20 protein-coding genes and 1 pseudogene are annotated in these 23,139 nt (G+C 61.5%); 14 read left to right on the top strand and 7 right to left on the bottom strand.

Features of this window, described 5'->3' with window-relative positions:
* Positions 1-58 precede the first annotated feature (58 nt).
* The 10 genes from NKJ81_RS24135 to NKJ81_RS24180 all read left to right on the top strand — a co-directional run bounded on the left by NKJ81_RS24135 (position 59) and on the right by NKJ81_RS24180 (position 9,955).
* Complete coding sequence (locus tag NKJ81_RS24135) at positions 59-1,546, top strand: DegQ family serine endoprotease (protein WP_352541987.1); 1,488 nt, start codon at positions 59-61, stop codon at positions 1,544-1,546.
* Positions 1,547-1,589: 43 nt separating this feature from the next.
* On the top strand, positions 1,590-2,900 hold the full coding sequence (locus NKJ81_RS24140; RefSeq protein ID WP_352541988.1) for a replication-associated recombination protein A: 1,311 nt from the start codon (positions 1,590-1,592) through the stop codon (positions 2,898-2,900).
* 136 nt (positions 2,901-3,036) lie between these two features.
* Positions 3,037-3,867: an aspartyl/asparaginyl beta-hydroxylase domain-containing protein gene (locus NKJ81_RS24145; RefSeq protein ID WP_352451041.1), complete on the top strand. Its 831-nt coding sequence runs from the start codon at positions 3,037-3,039 to the stop codon at positions 3,865-3,867.
* Between the two features lie 31 nt (positions 3,868-3,898).
* On the top strand, positions 3,899-4,285 hold the full coding sequence (gene crcB, locus NKJ81_RS24150; protein ID WP_352451040.1) for a fluoride efflux transporter CrcB: 387 nt from the start codon (positions 3,899-3,901) through the stop codon (positions 4,283-4,285).
* Between the two features lie 125 nt (positions 4,286-4,410).
* A complete protein-coding gene (locus tag NKJ81_RS24155; protein WP_352451039.1) occupies positions 4,411-4,782 on the top strand; it encodes a CrcB family protein in 372 nt (123 codons plus the stop codon).
* A complete protein-coding gene (locus NKJ81_RS24160) occupies positions 4,779-5,117 on the top strand; it encodes a DUF190 domain-containing protein (protein WP_352541989.1) in 339 nt (112 codons plus the stop codon). Before NKJ81_RS24155 ends, NKJ81_RS24160 begins: the two co-directional genes overlap by 4 nt.
* Before the next feature lie 62 nt (positions 5,118-5,179).
* Positions 5,180-6,160, top strand: a complete 981-nt coding sequence (locus NKJ81_RS24165) for an RluA family pseudouridine synthase (protein WP_352451037.1) — start codon at positions 5,180-5,182, stop codon at positions 6,158-6,160.
* 68 nt (positions 6,161-6,228) lie between these two features.
* A complete protein-coding gene (locus NKJ81_RS24170) occupies positions 6,229-7,086 on the top strand; it encodes a DMT family transporter (RefSeq protein ID WP_502904319.1) in 858 nt (285 codons plus the stop codon).
* A gap of 2 nt (positions 7,087-7,088) precedes the next feature.
* Positions 7,089-7,880 carry an ATP12 family chaperone protein gene (locus NKJ81_RS24175; protein WP_352541991.1) on the top strand — a complete coding sequence of 264 codons (792 nt, stop codon included), beginning with the start codon at positions 7,089-7,091 and terminating at the stop codon, positions 7,878-7,880.
* A gap of 188 nt (positions 7,881-8,068) precedes the next feature.
* Positions 8,069-9,955, top strand: coding sequence for an MFS transporter (locus NKJ81_RS24180; RefSeq protein WP_352541992.1), 1,887 nt, complete (start codon positions 8,069-8,071; stop codon positions 9,953-9,955).
* 85 nt (positions 9,956-10,040) lie between these two features.
* Here NKJ81_RS24180 and NKJ81_RS24185 read toward each other — a convergent pair whose 3' ends face one another.
* The gene (locus NKJ81_RS24185; RefSeq protein WP_352451032.1) at positions 10,041-10,235 is read right to left on the bottom strand and encodes a DUF2735 domain-containing protein; all 195 of its coding nucleotides are present in this window, start codon (positions 10,233-10,235) and stop codon (positions 10,041-10,043) included.
* Between the two features lie 319 nt (positions 10,236-10,554).
* On the opposite strand from NKJ81_RS24185, the gene NKJ81_RS24190 reads away from it, so the two are divergent.
* Positions 10,555-11,595 carry a glutamine synthetase beta-grasp domain-containing protein gene (locus NKJ81_RS24190; RefSeq protein WP_352541993.1) on the top strand — a complete coding sequence of 347 codons (1,041 nt, stop codon included), beginning with the start codon at positions 10,555-10,557 and terminating at the stop codon, positions 11,593-11,595.
* A gap of 114 nt (positions 11,596-11,709) precedes the next feature.
* On the opposite strand, the gene glnA is transcribed toward NKJ81_RS24190, so the two are convergent.
* Both glnA and NKJ81_RS24200 read right to left on the bottom strand, forming a co-directional pair.
* The gene (gene glnA / locus NKJ81_RS24195) at positions 11,710-13,119 is read right to left on the bottom strand and encodes a type I glutamate--ammonia ligase (protein WP_023675115.1); all 1,410 of its coding nucleotides are present in this window, start codon (positions 13,117-13,119) and stop codon (positions 11,710-11,712) included.
* 54 nt (positions 13,120-13,173) lie between these two features.
* The gene (locus NKJ81_RS24200) at positions 13,174-13,512 is read right to left on the bottom strand and encodes a P-II family nitrogen regulator (RefSeq protein ID WP_019857988.1); all 339 of its coding nucleotides are present in this window, start codon (positions 13,510-13,512) and stop codon (positions 13,174-13,176) included.
* A gap of 358 nt (positions 13,513-13,870) precedes the next feature.
* Between NKJ81_RS24200 and NKJ81_RS24205 the strand changes: the two genes are divergently transcribed.
* Complete coding sequence (locus NKJ81_RS24205; protein WP_352541994.1) at positions 13,871-15,400, top strand: NAD(P)H-hydrate dehydratase; 1,530 nt, start codon at positions 13,871-13,873, stop codon at positions 15,398-15,400.
* A complete protein-coding gene (locus NKJ81_RS24210; protein WP_352541995.1) occupies positions 15,397-17,400 on the top strand; it encodes a hypothetical protein in 2,004 nt (667 codons plus the stop codon). The genes NKJ81_RS24205 and NKJ81_RS24210 overlap by 4 nt, the downstream gene beginning before the upstream one ends.
* Positions 17,401-17,444: 44 nt before the next feature.
* On the opposite strand, the gene NKJ81_RS24215 is transcribed toward NKJ81_RS24210, so the two are convergent.
* Both NKJ81_RS24215 and NKJ81_RS24220 read right to left on the bottom strand, forming a co-directional pair.
* Positions 17,445-18,515 carry a M48 family metallopeptidase gene (locus NKJ81_RS24215; RefSeq protein WP_352471823.1) on the bottom strand — a complete coding sequence of 357 codons (1,071 nt, stop codon included), beginning with the start codon at positions 18,513-18,515 and terminating at the stop codon, positions 17,445-17,447.
* Between the two features lie 7 nt (positions 18,516-18,522).
* The gene (locus NKJ81_RS24220) at positions 18,523-20,055 is read right to left on the bottom strand and encodes an acyl-CoA carboxylase subunit beta (protein ID WP_352541996.1); all 1,533 of its coding nucleotides are present in this window, start codon (positions 20,053-20,055) and stop codon (positions 18,523-18,525) included.
* A gap of 387 nt (positions 20,056-20,442) precedes the next feature.
* On the opposite strand from NKJ81_RS24220, the gene NKJ81_RS24225 reads away from it, so the two are divergent.
* Positions 20,443-21,861 carry a DEAD/DEAH box helicase gene (locus NKJ81_RS24225; protein WP_352471825.1) on the top strand — a complete coding sequence of 473 codons (1,419 nt, stop codon included), beginning with the start codon at positions 20,443-20,445 and terminating at the stop codon, positions 21,859-21,861.
* A 108-nt stretch (positions 21,862-21,969) separates the two neighbouring features.
* Here the strand turns inward: NKJ81_RS24225 and NKJ81_RS24230 are convergent.
* Both NKJ81_RS24230 and NKJ81_RS24235 read right to left on the bottom strand, forming a co-directional pair.
* Positions 21,970-22,116 (bottom strand): annotated as a pseudogene (locus NKJ81_RS24230) (alpha/beta hydrolase); the annotation flags it as partial.
* Positions 22,117-22,141: 25 nt separating this feature from the next.
* Positions 22,142-22,963, bottom strand: a complete 822-nt coding sequence (locus tag NKJ81_RS24235) for an SDR family oxidoreductase (protein ID WP_352457508.1) — start codon at positions 22,961-22,963, stop codon at positions 22,142-22,144.
* Positions 22,964-23,139: the final 176 nt, after the last annotated feature.

The raw sequence follows: 23,139 nt of genomic DNA on the forward strand, positions 1-23,139 counted from the left end.
TTAGCCTTTCATTTTGCACAATCGTCAGGACAATGGCGCCCGACTTGGAGGATTCGGAATGCGCGTTAAACGGCTGTCCCTTGTTCTGATCTGCGCCTTGATGGCGCTGGCCATCGTGCCGGCGGCCAGGCACGCGCTGGCGGAGGAGAACAAGCCAGACCCCGGTTTGTCCGACGTGCTGACGGATCTATTGCATGGCGTCGAAGGCGAAAACGCCACTTCCGGCCCCGACAAGCGCGTGCCGTTCGGCCGCGAGGAGGTGCAACTATCCTTCGCGCCGCTGGTCAAGCAGACAGCGCCGGCCGTGGTCAATGTCTACGCCTCGCAAACCGCCAAGGTGACGTCGCCCTTCGACGGCGATCCGTTCTTCGAGGAGTTCTTCGGCCGCTCGCAGCCGCGCGCGCAGTCTTCGCTCGGTTCGGGGGTGCTGGTCGATCCCACTGGCGTCGTGGTCACCAATTTCCACGTCGTCAAGAACGCTGACCAGGTCAAGGTAGCGACCGCCGACGGGCGCGAATTCGACAGCAAGGTGCTGCTCAAGGATGAGACGCTCGACCTCGCCGTGCTCAAGATTTCTTCTGACAAGCCGTTCCCGGTGATCGCTATCGGCGATTCCGACGCGCTCGAGGTCGGTGATCTGGTGCTGGCGATCGGCAATCCGTTCGGTGTCGGCCAGACCACCACCAGCGGCATCATTTCGGCCGTGGCGCGCAGCCATATCGGCGTCTCCGATTCCAGCTTCTTCATCCAGACCGACGCCGCCATCAACCCCGGCAATTCCGGTGGCGCGCTGGTCAACATGGGAGGGCAGCTGATCGGCATCAACACGGCGATCTATAGCCGTAGCGGCGGCTCGATCGGCATCGGCTTTGCCATCCCTTCGAACATGGTTCGCGCCTTCGCCGACGCGGCCAAGGCCGGGCTCGACTTCTTCGAGCGGCCGTATGCCGGTGCCGAGTTCGAGGCGGTGACGCCGCAGATTGCCGAATCGCTCGGCATGGACAAACCGACCGGTGCGCTGGTTTCTTCGGTCGAAGAGGCGGGACCCGCCGCCAAGGCAGGGCTCAAGCCGGGCGACGTAGTGCTGTCGCTCAACGGCAAGCCGGTCGAGAGCGTCGGGGCGCTGGACTACCGGATGGCGACGCTGTCGATTGGTACGAATGCCAGCTTCGGCGTTCTGAGCAAGGGTCAGCAGGCGACGATGGACATCGCGCTGGAACGGCCGCCTGAGGGCGCCAAAGCTGCGGAACTCACATTGCGCGGCCGCAGCCCGTTCTCCGGTGCCAAGGTTGCTGAACTGTCGCCACGGCTTGCCCAACGGCTCGGTCTGCGCACCGATGTCAAAGGCGTCACCGTGGTCGACATCAACCGCGATTCGCCTGCTGCCGATTTTGGCTTCCAGCCAGGCGACATCGTGCGTGAGGTCAATGGCCTGACGATCGACAAGGCGGCGACCCTGGAACAGGTAGCCCAGCAGGATACGCGCTGGTGGCGCTTTACCGTCGAGCGCGGCGGGCAGATACTGCGCCAGGTGTTGCGTTACTGAGCCCGACCGTCAGCATGATCGGACTCCAGGCAGAAGAAGTTGCATGGCCGATCTGTTCAGTGTCGACGAACCGGAAAAGACGCCGCCCGGCAGGCCGCTGGCGGACCGTCTGCGCCCGAAGAACCTCGGCGAGGTCGTCGGCCAGGAGCATCTGACCGGACCCGACGGCGCGCTGACGCGGCTGATCGGCTCCGGCTCGCTCGGCTCGATGATCTTCTGGGGCCCGCCCGGCACCGGCAAGACAACGGTCGCACGGCTGCTTGCCGGCGAGACAAGCCTCGCCTTCGAACAGATCTCGGCGGTGTTTTCCGGCGTTGCCGACCTGAAGAAAGTGTTCGAGGCAGCGAAGCTGCGCCGCTCGAACGGCCGCCAGACGCTGCTGTTCGTCGACGAGATCCATCGCTTCAACCGCGCCCAGCAGGACAGTTTTCTGCCCGTGATGGAAGACGGCACCGTCGTGCTGGTCGGCGCCACCACGGAGAATCCATCCTTCGAGCTTAACGCCGCGCTTTTGTCGCGCGCGCGTGTGCTGGTCTTTCACTCACTCGGCGAGGACAGTATTGCCAAGCTGCTGGCGCGGGCCGAACAGGCAGAGGGCAGGCCGCTGCCGCTCGATGAAGACGCGCGGGCGATGCTCATCCGCATGAGCGACGGCGACGGCCGCGCGGCGCTGACGCTCGCCGAAGAGGTCTGGCGCGCAGCGAAATCAAAGGACGTGTTCGGTGCCGAAGCTCTGCAGCGCATCGTCCAGCGCCGCGCGCCGATCTACGACAAGGGACAGGACGGCCACTACAATTTGATCTCCGCCTTGCACAAATCGGTGCGCGGCTCCGACCCCGACGCGGCACTCTACTATCTCGCCCGCATGTTCGACGCCGGCGAAGATCCGCTTTATCTCGGGCGCCGGTTGGTGCGCATGGCGATGGAGGATATCGGGCTGGCCGACCCGCAGGCGCTCGTCGTCGCTAACGCCGCCAAGGACGCCTATGACTATCTGGGCTCGCCCGAGGGCGAACTGGCCTTCGCCGAGGCGACCGTCTATCTCGCCACCGCGCCGAAATCCAATGCAGTCTATACCGCGTTCAAGGCCGCCACACAGGCGGCGAAGGAATTCGGTTCGCTGCTGCCGCCCAAGCACATTCTCAATGCTCCGACCAAGCTGATGAAACAGGAAGATTACGGCGCCGGCTATCGCTACGACCACGACGAGCCCGACGCTTTTTCCGGCCAGGACTATTTTCCGGAGAAGATGGGAAGGCAGACATTCTACGACCCGCCCGAGCGCGGCTTCGAGCGCGATATCAGGAAGCGGCTGGATTATTGGGCCAAGCGGCGCAGCGAGCGGGAAAAGTAGCTGCCAGTCGCACACTGGTGTGATCGCCGTTGTCTGGCGGGATAAAAAACCCTATCAAGGTGCGCCTTCGGCCGGCGGACAGGCCAGAAACGTACCGACGATATTCAGAACGGAATCGCGCCTGGCGCGTGGAAAAATGACAAAAAGAACTCGCAAGACCCTCCGGAAGTTCGCCATAGCGATCCCGCTGCTGGCGCTCGGCTTCTATTTCATTCCCATCCTGACGACAATTTTCATTGTCCTCGGCCTGATCGACGTGTTGCGCAACGACAACAAGAACTGGGCCCTGTTCAGTGGTTATTTCCTCGGCAACGGCATCTTCACCTGGCTGCTTTCGCCCTTCAATCTGCTGGTCGATCTGCTGTGCTACAGAAACCGCGGTGTCTGGAAACTGGACCAGTTTCCTCCGGACTATCAGCGTGAGGTCAACGAGGTTCTGGACGTCTTCAAAGCGCGCAAGGACGAGATCATCGCCGATATCGACGCCAATTTCGGCAGCGGCCGGCGCGGCATGTATGTCTACCAGTGGTATGGCAAGCACAAAATCGACAACGTTGCCGAATTCAACAAGGATTTCAAATACATCAAGACCATCGCCGTGTCGGTGTTTAGGGGCAGGGAATCGACCTCCTGGCATTTCGGACCGCTGCGGCTCAGCCTGCGCATTCTCTACAATCTTCTCCCGGTGAAGGCCGAGGTTTTCGTCGAGTGCAACAACGCCAGGAACTACTGGCACGACAATCCGCTCTATATTTTCGACGACACGCTGCTGCACCGATCGGTCAACGAATATGATGGGCGCCGCTACTGCGTGTTCATGGACATCATCCGGCCATCGCCATTTCCCGGCATGATTGCCGCTCTTCTCGCCATCGTTTCGGTCAGCGTCGAGCGCATCAATGCCATGTTCTACAAGAACTGGAAGATGATCGGCTCCAGCAAGCCGAAGAAGGCCGGAGCCGCCTGACACCATGGTGTGACCGGCGCGAGGGAGCACGATGTATCATCTGTTGCTTGTCTGCCTTGGTGGCGCGATCGGTGCAATGGCCCGCTTCTTCCTGTCCGGCTTCGTCGCCCGCCGGGTCGGCGAGACCTTTCCCTGGGGCACTATGGCCGTCAATGTCTCGGGAGCGTTTGCAATCGGCGTCGTTGCGCATGCGGTGGCGCGCGACGGCATGCCCGCCATCTGGGCCTTTACCGTTACCGGCGGCCTCGGCTGCTATACCACGGTTTCTTCCTTCAGCCTGCAGACGCTGGCGCTGGCGCGCGAGGGCGAATGGCGGCGCGCCGGCGGAAATGTGCTGCTTTCGGTTTTTCTGAGCCTCGGCGGCGTGACGCTGGGCTTTGCCGCCGGAAGTCTTCTGATTGGCAGCGGGGCGCGGTGAGCGGCCCGCGGAAGCTCCGCCACGACGGGACGGACACTGCCGCGGCAGGGCATGCGGCGCGCCTCATTGGCCGTCGCAGAACCAACGAAACGGTTCGGCTCTATGCGACCGTGGCCGCAGGCAGCATGATCGGCGGTGTGTTGCGGGCGCTTGCCTCATCGACGAGCACTGCCCTGTGGGGCGCTGGATTTCCCTTCGGCACGCTCCTCGTCAATATTGTTGGCTCGTTCCTCATCGGCTTCTACGCGACATTGACGGGACCGGATGGTCGCGTCTTCGCCGGTCCGCTGCAACGTCAATTCTTCATGGCCGGCTTCTGCGGCGGCCTGACGACCTTCTCCGCTTTCAGCCTTGAAACACTCATCCTCGCGCAAGGCGGGAGGTTTGTGGCGGCGGGACTCAATATCGCGATCTCCGTGGTGGCCTGGCTTGCCGCCGTCTGGCTTGGCCACATCTTTGCAGTTCGGCTCAACCGGCTGAGAGGGTCCAGGCAATGAAGATACCAACACAGGCACAATTGCTGCGCATCTTTATCGGCGAAAACGACAGGGCAGATGGCCGTCCGCTGTATGAGGCTATTGTGCTGAGGGCCCGCGAAATGCAGATAGCCGGCGCGACCGTCCTGCGCGGCGCGATGGGGTTCGGCCATTCCAGCCGGCTTCACACCACGAAGATCCTCCGCCTATCGGAGGATCTGCCACTCGTCATTGAGATCGTCGATGACGAGGAAAAATTGGCCGCTTTCCTGCCCGTGCTTGAAACAATCATGACAAGTGGTTTGATTACGCTGGAGAAAGTTCAGGTTCTGCAATATGGAACCGACAACGAATAAGCGAGTGAGATTGCGGGTACCGGCGAATGCCGTTGCATGCCTGCAAAACGGCGATTGGAATCATGGCAGGCGTTGAACAGATCACAGTGGACGCCGGCGAGGCGGGCATGCGGCTCGATCGCTGGTTCAAGAGCCATTTCCCCGGTCTCGGTTTCGGTCATCTGCAGAAGCTGCTGCGTTCCGGCCAGATCCGCGTCGACGGCGGCAGGGTGAAGGCCGATACCCGCGTCGAAGCCGGCCAGACGGTGCGTGTGCCGCCGCTCGAAGTCGACAAGAAAGGTGAAAGCCCGCTCACCGGTCATTCGATCCGCAACCAGGGCGACGCCGACGTTTTGGCAAAGATGCTGATCCATGAGGACCCGAAGGTCTTCGTCTTCAACAAGCCGGCCGGCCTGGCAGTGCAGGGCGGCTCGGGCGTCACCCGCAATGTCGACGACATGCTGGAAGCCTGGCGCAACCAGAAGGGCGAGAAGCCGCGCCTGGTGCACCGGCTCGACCGCGACACGTCGGGTGTGCTGGTTGTCGCCCGTACAAGGCTCGCCGCCATGAAGCTCGCCGAAGCGTTCCGGGCGCGTGAGACGAAGAAAACCTACTGGGCGCTGGTCAAGGGCGTGCCGCCGAAGCGCGAGGACAAGATCTCGACCTGGCTGATCAAGGAACCGACGCCCGACGGCGATCGTGTGCGTATCGCCAAGCATGGCGAAAAGGGCGCCGATCACGCCGTCTCCTATTACCGCATAGTCGAGCAGGCGGCGCAGACCCTGTCCTGGCTGGAAATGGAACCCTATACCGGGCGCACCCACCAGCTTCGCGTCCATGCCGCCCATATCGGTTGCCCGATCATCGGCGACCCCAAATATTTCGAGGCCGACACCAATTGGGATTTTCCAGGCGGCATGCAGAACCGGCTGCATCTGCACGCGCGCCGCATCGTTATCCCGCATCCCGACAAGGGCTTTGTCGACGTCACCGCACCGATGCCGCCGCATATGCGCCAGAGCTGGAACCTGCTCGGTTTCGACGAGCAGAGTGCCGAGGACTAGCGCTGGTGGGCGTCGCCACAGAAACCCTCGACCGCCGTGACGCGGTCGATCTGGCGGCAGCCGCCATCATGGTTGGGTTGACTTTTTCCTGGGGGCTGAACTACGTCGCCGCCAAGATCTCCTACGCCGGCTACGATCCCATTTTCCTGTCGATCGCACGGTCGGTGATCGGCGGCCTGTGTGTTTTCGGCTGGTGCCGCTGGCGCGGCAGTGCGCTGTTCACGCCCGACAAGACCCTCGTCGCCGGCATTCTGGCAGGCGCGCTTTTCGGTCTCGAGTTCCTGTTTCTCTATGTCGGGCTCGAGCATACCACTGTCGTGCGCAACACTTTGCTGGTCAACACCATGCCGTTCTGGATGTTGGTCGGCGGTCATTTCCTGCTGGGCGAAAGCATCACGGCACGCAAGCTCGTTGGTCTTCTGCTCGCTTTCGCTGGATTGATCGCGGTGTTTTCCGATAAACTGAGCGCCAATGGCGGCGCAACATTGGGTGGCGATTTGCTCAGTCTCGGTGCCGGCATTCTGTGGGCCGTGACCAATATCGTCATCAAGCGGTCGAAGCTGGTGACGGCCAGCGCCGAAAAGCTGCTGCTCTATCAGCTGGCCGGAGCCGCTGTCGTCGGCATTTTGGTGATGCCCTTTGCCGGGCCGCCCGTCCGCAGCTTTACTCTTCTGCCGACCTTGGCTCTGCTGTTCCAGGCCGTCTATGTCGTCGCCTTCACCTATGTGCTGTGGTTCTGGCTGCTGCGGCGCTACCCTGCATCTGGACTGTCGAGCTTCACTTTCCTGTCGCCGGTATTTGGTGTGCTGTGCGGCGCCGTGTTCTTGAATGAGCCGCTGACCGTTCGTATCTTCCTGGCACTCGCCCTGATCGCCGCCGGACTCATCATCGTCAACCGGCCGGCCCGAAAACAAAGTCCCGGATGAGCATGCGCGATATATTGAACGACCTCGAAGCTGGAAAGCTGCTCTCTGATCCGGACCCGGTGCGTCGCGCCCAGATCCAGATGAAGACGCCGCTGCCGAAGCGCTTCTACAAGACCGTCGCGGTAGCACCGGTCGAAGACAGTTTTGCCGTCCATCTCGATGGCAAGCCCGTCCGCACGCCGGCCAAGGCGCTGCTGGCGCTGCCGACCGAAAAGGCGGCTGCTCTCGTCGCCGAGGAATTCGCCGCACAGGAGGAGACCATCAACCCGGTGACGATGCCGGTGATGCGTCTGGTCAATACGGCAATCGATGGCGTCGCCAGTGATCCCCAGGCCGTGCTGGAGGATATCCTGCGCTTTGCCTCGTCCGATCTGCTCTGCTACCGCGCCGATGCGCCCCAAGGACTCGTCGAGCGGCAGAACCAGCTTTGGGATCCGGTCATCGACTGGGTGCGCAGCGCTCTCGGCGCCCGGTTCCATCTTGCCGAAGGCGTGATCCATGTCGAACAGCCGCGCGAGAGTATCGCGCTGCTTGGCCAGCATCTTGCCCAACGTGCCGATCCGCTGCGCCTTGCCGCCATCCACGTCATGACGTTGCTGACCGGATCGGCGCTGCTGGCGCTGGCCGTCGACTTCGGCGAGCTCGACGGCGAGGCGGCCTGGGCTGCCGGTCATGTCGACGAGGACTGGCAGGCCGAGCAATGGGGCCATGATGCCGAGGCCGTCGCGCACCGCGCGGCCCGCAAGCGCGACATGATGGCGGCAGTCACGCTGCTCGAAGCTCTCAAAGGCTGACCGCACCGTCGTTTCTATTTCGCACTGCACATTAGACCAAAGTCATAATCCCAAAGACGGTCTGCCTCTGGACGGCGCTTTCTGTCATTTTTTTGCACCGGTGGCTGCACTGAGTCTGCGTTGCGAGGAAACGCGGACGATGACGCGCAGCATCGAGGACTGACGGAATCACACGGGAGGACACGCTCATGGCAATGGCATCGACCGCCGGCAAAACAAGCCGCGGTATGACGCGCGAGGAGAAGAAGGTCATCTTCGCCTCCTCGCTCGGCACCATTTTCGAATGGTACGATTTCTATCTCTACGGTGCATTGGCGGCCGCGATCGGCACGGCATTCTTCAACTCTTATCCGGAAACAACGAGAAACATCTTCGTGCTTCTGGCGTTCGCCGCAGGCTTCATCGTTCGCCCGCTCGGTGCCCTGGTGTTTGGCCGCATCGGCGATCTCGTCGGCCGCAAGTACACATTTCTTGTCACCATCATGATCATGGGTCTGTCGACCTTCCTGGTCGGCCTGCTTCCCGGCTCCGCCAGTTGGGGCATTGCCGCGCCGATCATGCTGATTGCACTCCGTCTGCTGCAGGGTCTGGCGCTTGGCGGCGAATATGGCGGCGCCGCGACCTACGTCGCCGAGCACGCTCCAGATGACCGCCGTGGCTTCTACACCTCATGGATCCAGACCACCGCAACGCTCGGCCTGTTCCTGTCGCTGATCGTGATTCTGATTGTGCAGAATTCCCTCAGCAAGGAAGATTTCACAGCTTGGGGCTGGCGCATTCCGTTCCTGGTTTCCGCGGTGCTGCTCGCCATCTCGGTCTGGATTCGCCTGTCACTTGCCGAGTCTCCGACCTTCCAGCGTATGAAGGCCGAGGGCAAAGGCTCCAAGGCACCCCTGTCCGAAGCCTTCGGCCAGTGGAAAAACGCCAAGATCGCATTGCTGGCACTGCTTGGCCTTACCGCTGGCCAAGCCGTGGTCTGGTACAACGGCCAGTTCTACGCGCTGTTCTTCCTGCAGAACGTGCTCAAGGTCGATCCGCAGTCGGTCAACATCATGATCGCGATCGCGCTGGCGCTTGGCACCATCTTCTTTGTCGTATTCGGCTGGCTCTCCGACAAGATCGGCCGCAAACCGATCATCATGGCGGGATTGGCGCTGGCGATCGTCACCACCTTTCCACTGTTCAAGGCACTGACCCGCGCCGCTAATCCCACTCTAGCTACCGCGCAGGAAAATGTTCGAGCAACCGTCACCGCGGCACCGGGCGACTGCAGTTTCCAGTTCAATCTTACCGGAACATGGAAATTCACCAGCTCGTGCGATGTGGCCACGGCATTCCTTGCGAAGAGTTCCGTGCCATACGATGTGGTCACGACAGCCGCGCCCGGAACGGCTGCAACGGTCAAGATTGGCAACGAAACGGCTGAAGCCTATGACGCGGTCGCGGCTGGCGACCAGTTGAAGGCCAAGGAGACAGCCTTCGGCAAGGCAATCAATATCGCCTTACAGGATGGAGGTTATCCTCTAAAGCGTGCGGCATCGAAAGTGGCCGACCAGAAGCTCGACGCTTTTGTGGCTGCCAATCCCGAGCTTAAACTCGATGCCACCGCGATTCGTGCCGGCGAAAAAACAACCGTCCCGACAGACAAGGCAATCGCGGACAAGATCCTGACCAAGGAAGAAGCGGCTGGCGCAACCGAGGTGACAGTCTACAACATTCCCGCTTCCGGCGCTTTTGCCATGTTCGCGGATCCGGCGCAGATCAACTGGCCGCTGACCATCGGCATCCTGTTCATCCTGGTTCTGTACGTGACCATGGTTTACGGGCCGATTGCTGCGATCCTGGTCGAGATGTTCCCGACGCGCATCCGCTACACCGGCATGTCGCTGCCTTACCACATTGGCAATGGCTGGTTTGGCGGTTTACTGCCGGTGACCGTCTTCGCGCTGAGCGCGGCTAAGGGCAACATCTACTACGGCCTCTGGTATCCGGTCGCCGTTGCAGCGATGTCGCTGATCATCGGCATGATCTTCATCAGGGATACGCTCGGAACGGACCTGCACACCAAACAGTAGCCGGCCTGTCCGGTTCAAAGCAAAGCCCGGCGCGAGCGATCGCGCCGGGCTTTTCCAATCTATCAAGTGCAGGGAGGGGAAGGGCTTAGCTCTTCCGATCCTGGTTCGCTTCCTCGATCGCTGCCTCATGATACCAGGCACTTCCGAAATCCGTGCGGTTGCGCAACGAAGCAAGTTCTGCCGCGAACTTAGCCTTTCCGCTTAAATTTGAGGCAGAAGCGCGCGCTGCCACCGGGAACATCAGGATTTTGGCCGACTGACGAGTGGAAGTGATTTCCATTGTCGGTTTCCTTTCTTCGACAGAACCTTGCCGATTCAACCTTTCCCCAACATAGGTTCAGCAATCGAAATAGGCAATATGATTACGAAAAGATCAGTACTTGCATATTATTTGTGCAAAATGTGCTTGTGGATGATCCGAACGCAGCATGACAGCGGACCAGCGATTTTGGGCGGATACAACCTCACTTTTGCCGCATCCATCGCCGGCGAGAATGGCACACGAATTGCATTTTAGTAATCCGGCAGGTCGGCTGCTGGATAGGCCGGCTCGCCCCGGCGCCATCCAGGGTTCGGTGATCAAGCAACGAGAGGCTAGAATGACGAAATACAAGCTCGAGTACATTTGGCTCGATGGATACACCCCGGTTCCCAATCTTCGCGGAAAGACGCAGGTCAAGGACTATGCCGAGTTTCCGACGCTCGACCAGCTTCCGCTGTGGGGCTTCGACGGTTCTTCGACCATGCAGGCCGAGGGCCACAGCTCCGATTGCGTTCTGAAGCCGGTCGCCGTCTACCCGGATCCGGCCCGCACCAATGGCGCGCTCGTTATGTGCGAGGTCATGATGCCCGATGGCGTGACGCCGCATGCCTCCAATAAGCGCGCCACCATCCTCGACGACGACGGCGCCTGGTTCGGCTTCGAGCAGGAATATTTCTTCTACAAGGACGGCCGTCCGCTCGGCTTCCCCGAGAGTGGCTATCCGGCGCCGCAAGGCCCGTACTACACCGGCGTCGGCTACAGCAATGTCGGCTCCGTCGCCAGGCAGATCGTCGAGGAGCATCTTGACCTTTGCCTTGCCGCCGGCATCAACCATGAAGGCATCAACGCCGAGGTGGCCAAAGGCCAGTGGGAATTCCAGATCTTCGGCAAGGGCTCCAAGAAGGCCGCCGACCAGATGTGGATGGCGCGCTATTTGTTGCAGCGCCTGACCGAGAAGTACGGCATCGATATCGAATATCATTGCAAGCCGCTCGGCGACACCGACTGGAACGGCTCCGGCATGCATGCCAACTTCTCGACCGCCTATATGCGCGAAGTCGGCGGCAAGGGCTATTTCGAGGCGCTGATGGCAGCCTTCGACAAAAACCTGATGGATCACATCGCCGTCTATGGGCCGGACAACGACAAGCGTTTGACCGGCAAGCACGAGACCGCGCCCTGGAACAGGTTCAGCTACGGCATCGCCGACCGCGGCGCCTCGATCCGCGTGCCGCATTCCTTTATCAATAACGGCTACAAGGGCTATCTCGAGGATCGCCGCCCGAACTCGCAGGGTGACCCCTACCAGATCGCCTCGCAGATATTGAAGACGATCGCCTCCGTCCCTACCAGCTCCGAAGTTTCGGCCGCGGCTTGAGCATTCGTCCCGGCGTAGACCTCAGGTCTGCGCCGTGACTTTCTCTCCGATCGCATCGCAATAAAAACCCCGGCGTCTCCTCCGGGGTTTTTTTGTTGGCTGCAACGATCTGGATCACACCGAATAATACATATCGTATTCGACCGGATGCGGGGTCATTTCGAAGCGCATTACCTCGGCCATCTTGAGCTCGATATAGCTGTCGATCTGGTCGTCATCGAATACGCCGCCGGCCTTCAGGAAGCCGCGGTCCTTGTCGAGGCTCTGCAAAGCCTCGCGCAGCGAGCCGCAGACGGTCGGGATTTTCTTCAATTCCTTCGGCGGCAGGTCGTAGAGATCCTTGTCCATCGGCTGTCCCGGGTGGATCTTGTTCTTGATGCCGTCAAGGCCGGCCATCAGCATGGCGGCGAAGGCAAGATAGGGGTTCGCGCCCGGATCGGGGAAGCGGACCTCGACGCGCTTGGCCTTCGGCGACGAGCCGAACGGAATGCGGCACGAGGCCGAGCGGTTGCGTGCCGAATAGGCGAGCAGCACCGGCGCTTCATAACCCGGCACCAGGCGCTTGTAGGAGTTGGTCAGCGGGTTGGTAAAGGCGTTGATCGCCTTGGCATGCTTGATGATACCACCGATGTAGAACAGGCAGCTCTCGGACAGGCCGGCATATTCGTTGCCGGCGAAGGTCGGCTTGCCTTCCTTCCAGATCGACTGGTGGACATGCATGCCCGAGCCATTGTCGCCGAACACCGGCTTCGGCATGAAAGTGGCCGTCTTGCCGTAGGCGTTGGCGACCTGGTGCACGACATATTTATAGATCAGCATCTTGTCGGCGTTGCGGACCAGCGTGTCGAACTTGATGCCGAGCTCGTGCTGGGCGGCGGCCACTTCGTGATGGTGCTTTTCAACGCGCACGCCCATCTCGGCGAGCACGGTGAGCATTTCCGAGCGCATGTCCTGCGCCGAATCGACCGGCGGCACCGGGAAATAGCCGCCCTTGATGCGCGGCCGATGACCGAGGTTGCCGGTCTCGTAGTCGGTGTCGTCATTGGACGGCAGTTCGGTCGAATCCAGCCTGAAGCCGGTGTTGTAAGGATCGGCCTTGTACTTGACGTCGTCGAACACGAAGAACTCGGCTTCAGGACCGACGAAGATCTGGTCGCCGATGCCTTCGGCCTTCATGTAGGCCTCGGCTTTTTTAGCGGTGCCGCGCGGGTCGCGGTTGTAGGATTCGCCCGAGATCGGATCGAGGATGTCGCACAGGATGACCATGGTCGACTGCGCGAAGAACGGGTCCATATGCACCGTATCGGAATCCGGCATCAGCACCATGTCGGACTCGTTGATCGCCTTCCAGCCGGCGATCGAGGAACCGTCGAACATGACGCCATCGGCAAACATGTCTTCCTCGACCTCGACGACATCCATCGTAACGTGCTGCAGTTTGCCCTTCGGATCGGTGAAGCGCAGATCAACGAACTTCACGTCGTTGTCCTTGATCTGCTTCATGATGTCTTTGGCTGTCGTCATGTCCCTGCTTCCCTATGTGATGACGTTTTGAACACGGCCTTTTAACGGGAAAATTCAGACGGCGTCCATGCCGGTTTCGCCGGTGCGGATGCGCACCACTTCCTCGATGTTGGAGACGAAGATCTTGCCGTCGCCGATACGGCCAGTCTGGGCCGCCTTGCGGATGGCTTCGATCGCTGCTTCGACCGCATCGTCGCCGAGCACGACTTCGATTTTCACCTTCGGCAGGAAGTCGACGACATATTCGGCGCCGCGATAAAGCTCGGTATGGCCCTTCTGGCGGCCAAACCCTTTGGCCTCGGTAACGGTGATACCTTGCAGGCCGGCCTCCTGAAGCGCTTCCTTCACTTCGTCTAGCTTGAATGGCTTGATGATCGCTTCGATCTTTTTCATGTAAAAAGTGGCCTCCACTGCCAAAAAAGACGGGTTGTGAGCCCCGCTTGCGCCTCAATCAAGCACGAACTGTGCCAATTGATGGGGCGCCGAACGGCCTCACATGATTTGGATACCATGCCACGCGGGAATGTACATTCGCGTCATTCGCAGCGTTGGATGCGCCATGAGCGCTACGAGCCTAAACAACGCCGGTCCCGTCGTCCGCACAAAAAATGGGCAGATCGGATATTTCATGGGCAGCTGCGGACCTGCGACTCGTCGCTCCGGGCATTGCCGGTGTGTTTCATAACCTTCGTAGTTTGCGTCGGATCAAAAACTGGACAATGCTTCGGCAGATGATGTGCATGTCGCCCGCATGAGCCACGAACTTCTTTCTCCGTCCGAAATGGCCGAGGCCGACCGGCTGGCGATTGCCGCTGGTCCATTCGACGGCATCGGCCTGATGCGCAATGCCGGCGCTGCGGTTGCTGCCGTGGTGCTCAAGCGCTACCCGAAAGCAACGCGCGTCCATGTGCTTTGCGGCCCCGGCAACAATGGCGGCGACGGCTATGTCGTGGCGCGCATCCTTCGGGAGAGCGCCGTCGATGTCTCTGTGTGGGCGTCCGGATCGCCCAAACGCGGCCGTGATGCGGCACTCGCTGCCTCGGAATGCCCGGTTGAAGCTCGGCCGCTGTCGGATTTCGTTGCCGAGATGGGCTCGGTCGTGGTTGACGCGGTCTATGGGGCGGGGCTGTCCAAGCCGCTGTCCGGCGACGCCGCCAAGGTGATCGACATTGCGGCGGAATTGAATTTGCCGGTTGTCGCGGTCGACCTGCCGTCGGGCGTTTCAGGCGAGAGCGGCAATGTGTTAGGAAAGGCCTTCCGGGCCCGGACCACGGTGACCTTCGCGCGAAAAAAGCCAGGCCATCTTTTGTTGCCGGGGCGCGAGCTGTGCGGCGAAATCGTGCTCGCTGATATCGGCATAAGCGACAGTGTTGTTGCGCAGCTTGAACCACGAACATTCGAGAACATTCCGGCGCTCTGGCTTGGCCGCTTTCCGGTTCCGGCCGTCGACGCCCATAAGTATAAACGCGGCCATGTCGGCGTCTTTTCCGGCGGGCCGTCGGCGACGGGTGCTGCGCGGCTGTCGGCGCTTGCCGCGGCTAGGAGCGGGGCAGGGGCCGTCACCTTGCTGTCGCCGGCGAACGCCATCCATGTGAACGCGGCGCATCTGACCTCGATCATGCTGCGCAAGCTAGACACTGTCGCGGATGTGGACGAATTCGTCGGCAGCCGCCGGCCATCGGCCTTCGTGCTCGGCCCAGGATTTGGCATTGGTGAGAAGACGCGCGAATTCGCCCTGGCCGTGCTGAATGGCGCTCGTGGGCAAGACGGTGGGATCGACGGACTGGTGCTCGACGCCGACGGCGTCACCTCGTTTCGCGACGCGACGGATGCCCTGTTCGAAGCCGCCAGCCGGCCGAGCGCGCCGGCTCTGGTGATGACGCCGCATGACGGCGAATTCGTCAGGCTTTTTTCAGATATCGCCGAGGACAAGGACCTGTCCAAACTGGCCAAGGCACGCGCCGCAGCCGAACGGGCCAACGCCACTCTCGTCTACAAGGGTGCCGACACTGTGATTGCGGCCCCCGATGGCCGGGCAGCGATCAACGGCAATGGCGCGCCTTGGCTGGCCACCGCCGGTTCGGGCGACGTGCTGTCGGGTATCATCGCCGCGCTGCTGGCGCAGGGCATGCCGGCCTTTGAAGCGGCCTGTGCGGCAGTCTGGATCCATGCCGAGGCCGGCAGCCGTTTCGGACCGGGGCTGATCGCCGAGGACCTGCCGCTGGCGCTGGTGCCGGTCCTGCGCGAGCTTATCGAAAGTCGCGGGATAGCTGCCGAATGAACCGCATGTTCGCGCTGCTCGTTGCGATCGTCGGCGCCGTATTCATGGCGCAGGCTGCGAACGCCGAAACTCCGCTGACGATCGTCGACGACCCGGCCGTTCTCGCCGCTCTCGACAGCAACGGTTACGGGTTCGCCGGCATTTTCGGCGTCGATGGCAACGGCGATTTGAAGACGCTTTATGACAAGGCGCCCGCTTACCACGCGATCGTCGAAACGATTGCAAGCGACGTCGCGGCATTGCGGGCCGAGATGAAGGCCGGCGGCCGGCCGCTTTACGAGGTGACCGACGGCAATGTTGGCCGCGTCATGGACATGCGCTGGCTGAGGACCGAGGCCGCACGCTTCCGCCTTGTCGGCGTGGTCAACCGGCTCGACCGGCGCGACTTCGCCGCCTTGCAAGGCGACACGAGTTGCGGCGAAGTGCGCTTCATCTATCGCCTCGCCTACGGCTTCAAGAAGAACGGCAAGGTTCTGGCCTCGCGCCTGCCGTTCAATTTCAGTGCCGTCTACGATGCCGCGCCGGATGCCGACGGCGGTTGTGTCGGCGTCGCCGGACGCTGGGCACCACAACTCGACGAGAGCGTCGATGCCGGCTGGCTGACCGGTGGGCCGCTGGAAAGGACGGCGCTCACCTTCAAGCAGCTCGAGCTCAATGCGCAAGTGGTGCGCTTCCCCTCCGGCCAGGAGACCGAATTCGGCGGGCAGGCTGCCTATCTCATGCGTATCTTCGGCATCGACGGAGCGGCTGTCAGCGAAAAGCCGCTGGAAAACACGCCCGACACGGCACGTCTCGCCGAAGACGCTGCGCTGAAAGCAAGACTTGCCAACTATGTCCGCCCCAATGTCGCGGCGGTCGATCTCGGCGTCTACCAAATCCCCGATGAATTCTTGGCAAGGAAGGTCATTTCGTGGTCGACCTTCGGCAGTGCAAGGCAGGCCAACCACCCGTTCACGCCACTGTTCCAGCCCGCGGATTTCGCTGGTGTCGATTTCTCCGCGCTGAAGCTGGTGCGCACGCCGGAGGCACTGGCCGAGCGGCTGGACAACGGCGCCTGCCAGGGCTGCCATCAGGCGGGCTCGACCGCCGGCTTCCATTTTATCGGACTTGACGACAAGACAACCTCGCCGCTCAACCGCATCGAGGTCGGCATCTCGCCGCATCTCCACGCCGACATCCCGCGCCGCGTCGCCTGGCTGCACGCGACTGCCGACGGCAAGGAACCGAACCGCTTCCGCCCGCTGTCCTTCGCGCCGCCGGCGACATGGAACGATGCCGGCGAAATTGCCTATTCGCCGGCCGAAATGGCGATGCCGTGCTTCATGCCGGAAGATGCGGCCCGCTTCGGCGCGACATGGCAATGCGGTGGCGGCACCGTCTGCACGCCGTTGACCACCGCGTCCGGCGTGCGCACCAAGCTGGCGCAATGCCTGTTGCCCAAGGACAGCGAAGACATGTTTTCCGGCCACCCTTGTTTAACGGGATCCATCGCCAGCAACCCGGCACGGCCTTTCAATGACCGGTATACCATCACCGGTCAGTTCGCCGCGTTCGCGCCAGGCATTTCGCGCGTCGCCTACACCTGCCGACCGCCGAAGATCGGTGTGCCGGCGGGTATCGCCTATCGCGGCTGCGATGACCGGGATCGCAGCTTTGCCGCCTTCAAGACGGGCAAGCCGATGCCGAACGAGATTTGCGGGCTGGTTGGCGGCAAGAAATTCGACACCTGCGTGGCGACCAATAATTTCGACCAGTGCCTGGGCGGCGCCGTCAATCGCGGCAATCGTCCTGCCTGCTCGGCCGACCATTTCTGCCGAGAGGATTACATGTGTCAGTCGCTGCCGCCGGATACACCCGGTATCGGCAAAGTGAAGGGCATCGGCTTCTGCTCGCCGACTTATTTTATCTTCCAGATGCGCATCGACAATCACGCCACGCCATGGTCGGGCGCTGTCCGCGCGACGAGGGGGGGCGGGTTCGGAGCGGCGGAAGCGGAATAGCCTGCGCCGACTGGGCATTAGCCGCTATAGTTTCAGGTGGATAGCTATCGATCGAGATAGTCGGCGATCTTCGATGTCCATTCGCCGTCGAAATGGCGGACATGTTCGGCGACGATCTCATCGCTCAGCAGGCTCGACAAGGCGGAAACCAGAATTGGTTCTATCTCTGGAGCCGAGCTAAATCCAAGAGCAGTCAAACGTTCGGACCAGGGCGGATGATCCGCGCTTTCGTTATCTGGCGCGTCCCAGGCCTTTTGCGCATATTCTTGCAGGATGGGAAGCCTCGACAGGTGACTGGCGGCCGCCAGAATTCTTTCGAGTGGTGGACGAGGCGGTACCATGGTGCCAAGCAGTTCACGTTTAAGCGGAATATACACTTGGTCATCGAAGAACGCACTGGCGGCACCGACCAGCAGCAGGGCGCGGGCCGCTTCATATGCATCGCCGGACATCGCTGCATGACGATCCGCGTCAATTTCCGCCCGCCGCGACAACCGTATTTCTTCGCGCTCCAGCGTGCGCGACAGCGGGCCAAGCATCCAGTAGAACAGGCTGCCCGAAACTGTTTTTCCCGGTGGGGCGAAGTCAAAGATTAGATCGAAGCTCTTTTCGAGTTCGGCCAGGTTGAGCCCGCCATTTGTATCTTTATTTTTCAGATGGGCGTCCTCATGGGCCAAGATCGCCGCAAACCCCTTTTGGTCGGTCACTGCGAGCAGCGGCAGGCCCACGGTGAGAATTGCCCTGCGACCAAGCAGGCCCACAAACGGCCGCTCTTCACCGATGCTAGCGTTGAGATCGGGGCTCAGCACGATGGTAGTCCGGCTGGCGCGGTGTTTGCCGGCAATACTCTCCCAGATGGCCCATAATTTCGGGGCTGATTCCCGAGTGATCCCGTCCACCTTGCTGGGTCGAAAACCGGCGAACAATGTCCCGATCAACAGAACCATGCCCAGCATCGCAGCTGGGATCGCAACAACGCCAGCCGCGATGACGGCGAGCGGATGCCGGTCGAGAAACCAGAACCATAAGACTGTTGGGCAGAACAGCGGCAGAGCGAAAAGCAGGACGGCAAACCTGCCGAAGCGCGCTCCCATGTAGAAGACCAGGCGCGACATCAACCCCTCACAGCGGAATGTTGTCGTGCTTCTTCCAGGGGTTTTGCATATCCTTGTTGCGCAGCATCCTGAGCGCGCGGGCGATGCGGCGGCGGGTTGAATGCGGCATGATCACCTCGTCGACATAGCCACGCTCGGCGGCAACGAAGGGGGACAGGAAGCGATCCTCGTAAGCTTTTGTGTGCGCTGCAATTTTCTCCGCGTCGCCGATATCCTTGCGATAGATGATCTCGACTGCGCCCCTGGCGCCCATCACCGCAATCTGCGCCGTTGGCCACGCATAGTTCATGTCACCGCGCAAATGCTTTGACGCCATGACGTCATAGGCACCGCCATAGGCCTTTCTGGTGATGACGGTGATCTTTGGCACGGTCGCTTCGGCATAGGCGAACAGAAGCTTGGCGCCGTGCTTGATCAACCCGCCATATTCCTGCGCGGTGCCGGGGCGGAAGCCCGGCACGTCGACGAAGGTGACGATCGGGATCGAGAAGCAGTCGCAGAAGCGCACGAAACGAGCCGCCTTGCGGCTGGCATCCGAATCGAGCACGCCGGCCAGCACCATCGGCTGGTTGGCGACGAAGCCGACGGTGCGGCCCTCGATACGGCCGAAGCCGGTGACGATGTTTTTCGCAAAATTCTGCTGGATCTCGAAGAAGTCACCCTCGTCGGCAACTTTAAGGATCAACTCTTTGATGTCGTAGGGTTTGTTGGCATTGTCGGGGATCAGCCTGTCGAGCGACAGATCGTGATCGGTGACCGACTGGTAGCATTCGATCTCGGGAATTTCCGCCGTGTTGGAAGCGGGCAGCAGATCGACCAGCCGGCGCATCTGCAGCAGCGCCTCGACGTCATTGTCGTAGGCTCCGTCGGCGATCGAGGACTTCGTCGTGTGGATAGAAGCGCCGCCGAGGCTTTCGGCGGTGACCGTCTCGTTGGTTACGGTCTTCACCACATCCGGCCCGGTGACGAACATGTAGGAGGTTTCGCGAACCATGAAGATGAAGTCAGTCATCGCCGGCGAATAGACATCGCCGCCGGCGCAGGGGCCCATGATCAGTGAAATCTGCGGGATGACGCCGGAGGCCAGTACATTGCGCTGGAAGATCTCGGCATAGCCGCCGAGCGCCGCCACGCCTTCCTGGATGCGGGCGCCGCCGGCGTCGTAAAGGCCGATGATCGGCGCGCGATTGCGCAGCGCCATCTCCTGGACCTTGACCACCTTTTCGGCATGGGCCTCGGACAGCGAGCCGCCGAACACGGTGAAATCCTTGGCGAAAAGATAGACCGGGCGACCGTTGACGGTGCCCCAGCCGGTAACGACGCCGTCGCCGGCGATCTTGGTTTTCTCCATGCCGAAATCGGTCGAGCGGTGCTCGACATACATGTCGAACTCCTCGAACGAGCCCTCGTCGAGAAAGACGTCTATGCGTTCGCGGGCGGTCAGCTTGCCCTTCTTGTGCTGGGCGTCGATGCGGGCCTGGCCGCCGCCCATGCGGGCGATCTCGCGGCGGCGCTCGAGTTCCTTCAGCACGTCCTTCATGACCGGTCCCCGAAACGGAAAGCTGCATTGTGGTAATCATGCCCGCGAGAGAGCGCAAGCGCCGCTTCCTCATGGCTTTTGCTGCGCTGCAACATCAGGCCCCTTGCATTTCGATGCGAACTGGGCCATATGCGGCGGCATAGGCGCTTGGGCCGGGATAGTCCGGCCTTCTCGATGAATGAGACTGGTTGCGTCTGTTTTCCCTCTTCCCGACATATCGGCAAGGTGGCGAAAAAGCCCCGTGGCATGAAGCCTGCGGGCACGACAGCGCAGCCGTGCGGACGATGACGTCCGCCCGCCTTGTCGTTTCATGACAATTTTCGACGGCAGGTTGCGCCCTGCCGCCATCGATGTTTGCGGCCAGGAGCCGCATGAAAGAAGAATATTTTGACCAATGAAAACACTTTGACCGGTAAGGACACTGCGGAACCGAACGGTTTCGCCGCACTTGGAATCACCGGCGCACTGCTCAAGGCCACCAATGCCGCCGGTTTTACCGATCCGAAGCCGATCCAGGCCCAGGCGATCCCGCCGCAGCTCGAAGGCCGCGACATTTTCGGCATCGCCCAGACCGGCTCGGGCAAGACGGCGGCGTTCGCGCTGCCGATCCTGTCGAAGATCATCGCACTTGGTACCAAGCGCCGGCCGAAGACGGCCCGAGCGCTGATCCTGGCGCCGACACGTGAACTTGCGGTGCAGATCGAGGAGATGATCAAGCTGCTCGCCAAGGGCGCGCATGTATCGACCGCGCTCGTGCTGGGCGGCGTCTCGCGCTTCAGCCAGGTGAAGAAGGTCGCGCCCGGCGTCGACATCCTGATCGCAACGCCCGGTCGGCTGACCGACCTTGTGCGTGAAGGCGACCTGATGCTTGCCGACACCAAATGGCTGGTGCTCGATGAAGGCGACCGCATGCTCGACATGGGCTTCATCAACGACGTGAAGCGCATCGCCAAGGCGACGGCGCCGGACCGTCAGACGGTGCTGTTCTCGGCGACCATGCCGGCCGAGATCGCCGAACTGGCGAAAGGCCTGCTGAAGAACCCGATCCGCGTCGAAGTCGCTCCTCACAGCACCGCGGCAGCCGAGATCGTGCAGGGTGTCGTCTTTGCCCGCACCAAGCAGAAGCGCCAGGTGCTGGCCCAGATGCTCGCCGACGAGGCGATGAAGTCCGTCATCATCTTCTCGCGCACCAAGCATGGCGCCGACAGGGTGACCAAGGATCTCGAGCGCGACGGCTTCAAGGCCGCCGTCATCCACGGCAACAAGTCGCAGAATGCCCGTCAGAAGGCACTCAACGATTTCCGTGAGGGTTCGGTGCGCATTCTCGTGGCGACCGACATTGCGGCACGCGGCATCGACGTGCCCGGCATCAGCCATGTGGTGAATTTCGACCTGCCGGACGAGGCGGAGAGCTATGTCCACCGGATCGGCCGCACCGGCCGCAACGGCATGGACGGCATCGCCATCACACTCTGCGACCCGTCTGAAAACAGCAAGCTGCGTCAGGTCGAGCGCATCATCCGCACCAAGCTGCCGATCATTGCCGACCATCTCGGCAGCCCCGATCCGCAGCGCAATCCCGCCGAGAAGAATGAGCGCAGCTTCGAACCGGCCAATGATCGCAACGACCACAATGGCCGTCGCGACGGCAGGCGGCCCAGCGGCGCAAACAACGGCTTCGGCAAGAAGCGGTTCGGCGACAAGCCGGCCTTTGCGGGCGAGCGCAAGCCGGAAGGCGCCAAGCCCTTCAAGGGCAATAACAAACGCCGCTTCGGCGGCAAGCGGCCAGCAGCGCGGGCCGCATAATCTGACCGTGTTGCGGTCAGCCAAGCCTGGCTTGGTCGAATACGATTGAAGAGGGCGACCGGAGCGATGCTTCGGTCGCCCTCTTGCTTGGGGCTTTGGTTCACTTACCACCGCCTCGACCCACACGACGATCCGCTGCGCGAGGAAAGCCGTGGTCGATGGCGACAGCGCGTCGCCGGCAATGACGTGGTTGTCCGGGTCGCCGGTATCGTCGACCGGCACCAATTCATGTGCGGCGCCCCAGCGACCCGCAAGCACGATCGCTCGCCCATCACCGATCCTACTCGACTGGCGGCTTGCGGTCGAAATTCAGCGGCCGCGCGTTCCAGCGGGTGACCGTGCTGATCACCCATCGGCAGAACGGCCTCGGCAGCATCCTGAGCAGTTTCAGCGTCCAACTCAGGCGGCGTGGGAAAGTGACTTCGAAGCCGCCGTATTCGATGCCTTGCGCGATGCGGCGCGAGGCCAGATTGACCGGCATCAAGCCCGGCATCGGCAGGAAGTTCTTTTCGGTCAGCCGCGTGTCGACAAAGCCCGGATTAATCACCTGGATGCGGACGTTCATCTTGTCGAAATCGTATTTCAGCGACTCGGCCAGGATATTGACCGCCGCCTTGGTGCCGCCATAGGCGGCGGTGGTGGGCCAGCCGAAATAGGCGGTGACCGAACCGATCAGCACGACATGGCCGCGCGAGCGCACGCGCATGCGTTCGATGACCGGCAGCAGGCCATTGATGATGCCAAAATAATTGACTTCGAAAGACCGACGGAAATTGCGCGCCACAAGATCCTCGCCCGGCGTTGCGATATAGCTTCCAGCGTTGAACACTGCCAACACGATCGGACCGAGATCTTTCTCGATCGCTGCAACCGTCTTCGCCATGCGTTTTTCGTCGGTCACGTCGCAAGGATAGGCTGCGACACGGCCCGCCATCTGCGCCGTTTCGACGATGAGCGTATCGATCGGATGGTCATCTGGCGCAGTCACCGCGACGACATAGCCCCGAGCGGCAAGATCCTTGGCCAGCGAACGGCCGATACCGCTGCTGCCGCCCGTAATCCAGGCGACGCCATGCTTCGGATTGGCCCGATAGAGTGTCATGTTGCGCCCCGCCGGCTCTTCTTAGCCTGTGCTCTACCGGTGAAGAAATCGAATGAAAAGAGTGCTTTTCGGTACATGGTTGAAATGAATACCGGTCGGGCGCTCCTGGCTGCAGGAATTGCAGTGTGCGAAATGCGACTGGACCAGGCAAATTCTTGCCTTGAAACCGAAGCTTC

Source organism: Mesorhizobium sp. M0018, from assembly GCF_040323955.1.
GTDB lineage: Bacteria > Pseudomonadota > Alphaproteobacteria > Rhizobiales > Rhizobiaceae > Mesorhizobium.

Excerpts from the sequence above, each read along its gene's own strand:
- NKJ81_RS24135 (WP_352541987.1), top strand. The coding sequence starts at position 59 with ATGCGCGTTAAACGGCTGTCCCTTGTTCTGATCTGCGCCTTGATGGCG.
- NKJ81_RS24140 (WP_352541988.1), top strand. The coding sequence starts at position 1,590 with ATGGCCGATCTGTTCAGTGTCGACGAACCGGAAAAGACGCCGCCCGGC.
- NKJ81_RS24145 (WP_352451041.1), top strand. The coding sequence starts at position 3,037 with ATGACAAAAAGAACTCGCAAGACCCTCCGGAAGTTCGCCATAGCGATC.
- crcB (WP_352451040.1), top strand. The coding sequence starts at position 3,899 with ATGTATCATCTGTTGCTTGTCTGCCTTGGTGGCGCGATCGGTGCAATG.
- NKJ81_RS24155 (WP_352451039.1), top strand. The coding sequence starts at position 4,411 with ATGATCGGCGGTGTGTTGCGGGCGCTTGCCTCATCGACGAGCACTGCC.
- NKJ81_RS24160 (WP_352541989.1), top strand. The coding sequence starts at position 4,779 with ATGAAGATACCAACACAGGCACAATTGCTGCGCATCTTTATCGGCGAA.
- NKJ81_RS24165 (WP_352451037.1), top strand. The coding sequence starts at position 5,180 with ATGGCAGGCGTTGAACAGATCACAGTGGACGCCGGCGAGGCGGGCATG.
- NKJ81_RS24170 (WP_502904319.1), top strand. The coding sequence starts at position 6,229 with ATGGTTGGGTTGACTTTTTCCTGGGGGCTGAACTACGTCGCCGCCAAG.
- NKJ81_RS24175 (WP_352541991.1), top strand. The coding sequence starts at position 7,089 with ATGCGCGATATATTGAACGACCTCGAAGCTGGAAAGCTGCTCTCTGAT.
- NKJ81_RS24180 (WP_352541992.1), top strand. The coding sequence starts at position 8,069 with ATGGCAATGGCATCGACCGCCGGCAAAACAAGCCGCGGTATGACGCGC.
- NKJ81_RS24185 (WP_352451032.1), bottom strand. The coding sequence starts at position 10,235 with ATGGAAATCACTTCCACTCGTCAGTCGGCCAAAATCCTGATGTTCCCG.
- NKJ81_RS24190 (WP_352541993.1), top strand. The coding sequence starts at position 10,555 with ATGACGAAATACAAGCTCGAGTACATTTGGCTCGATGGATACACCCCG.
- glnA (WP_023675115.1), bottom strand. The coding sequence starts at position 13,119 with ATGACGACAGCCAAAGACATCATGAAGCAGATCAAGGACAACGACGTG.
- NKJ81_RS24200 (WP_019857988.1), bottom strand. The coding sequence starts at position 13,512 with ATGAAAAAGATCGAAGCGATCATCAAGCCATTCAAGCTAGACGAAGTG.
- NKJ81_RS24205 (WP_352541994.1), top strand. The coding sequence starts at position 13,871 with ATGAGCCACGAACTTCTTTCTCCGTCCGAAATGGCCGAGGCCGACCGG.
- NKJ81_RS24210 (WP_352541995.1), top strand. The coding sequence starts at position 15,397 with ATGAACCGCATGTTCGCGCTGCTCGTTGCGATCGTCGGCGCCGTATTC.
- NKJ81_RS24215 (WP_352471823.1), bottom strand. The coding sequence starts at position 18,515 with ATGTCGCGCCTGGTCTTCTACATGGGAGCGCGCTTCGGCAGGTTTGCC.
- NKJ81_RS24220 (WP_352541996.1), bottom strand. The coding sequence starts at position 20,055 with ATGAAGGACGTGCTGAAGGAACTCGAGCGCCGCCGCGAGATCGCCCGC.
- NKJ81_RS24235 (WP_352457508.1), bottom strand. The coding sequence starts at position 22,963 with ATGACACTCTATCGGGCCAATCCGAAGCATGGCGTCGCCTGGATTACG.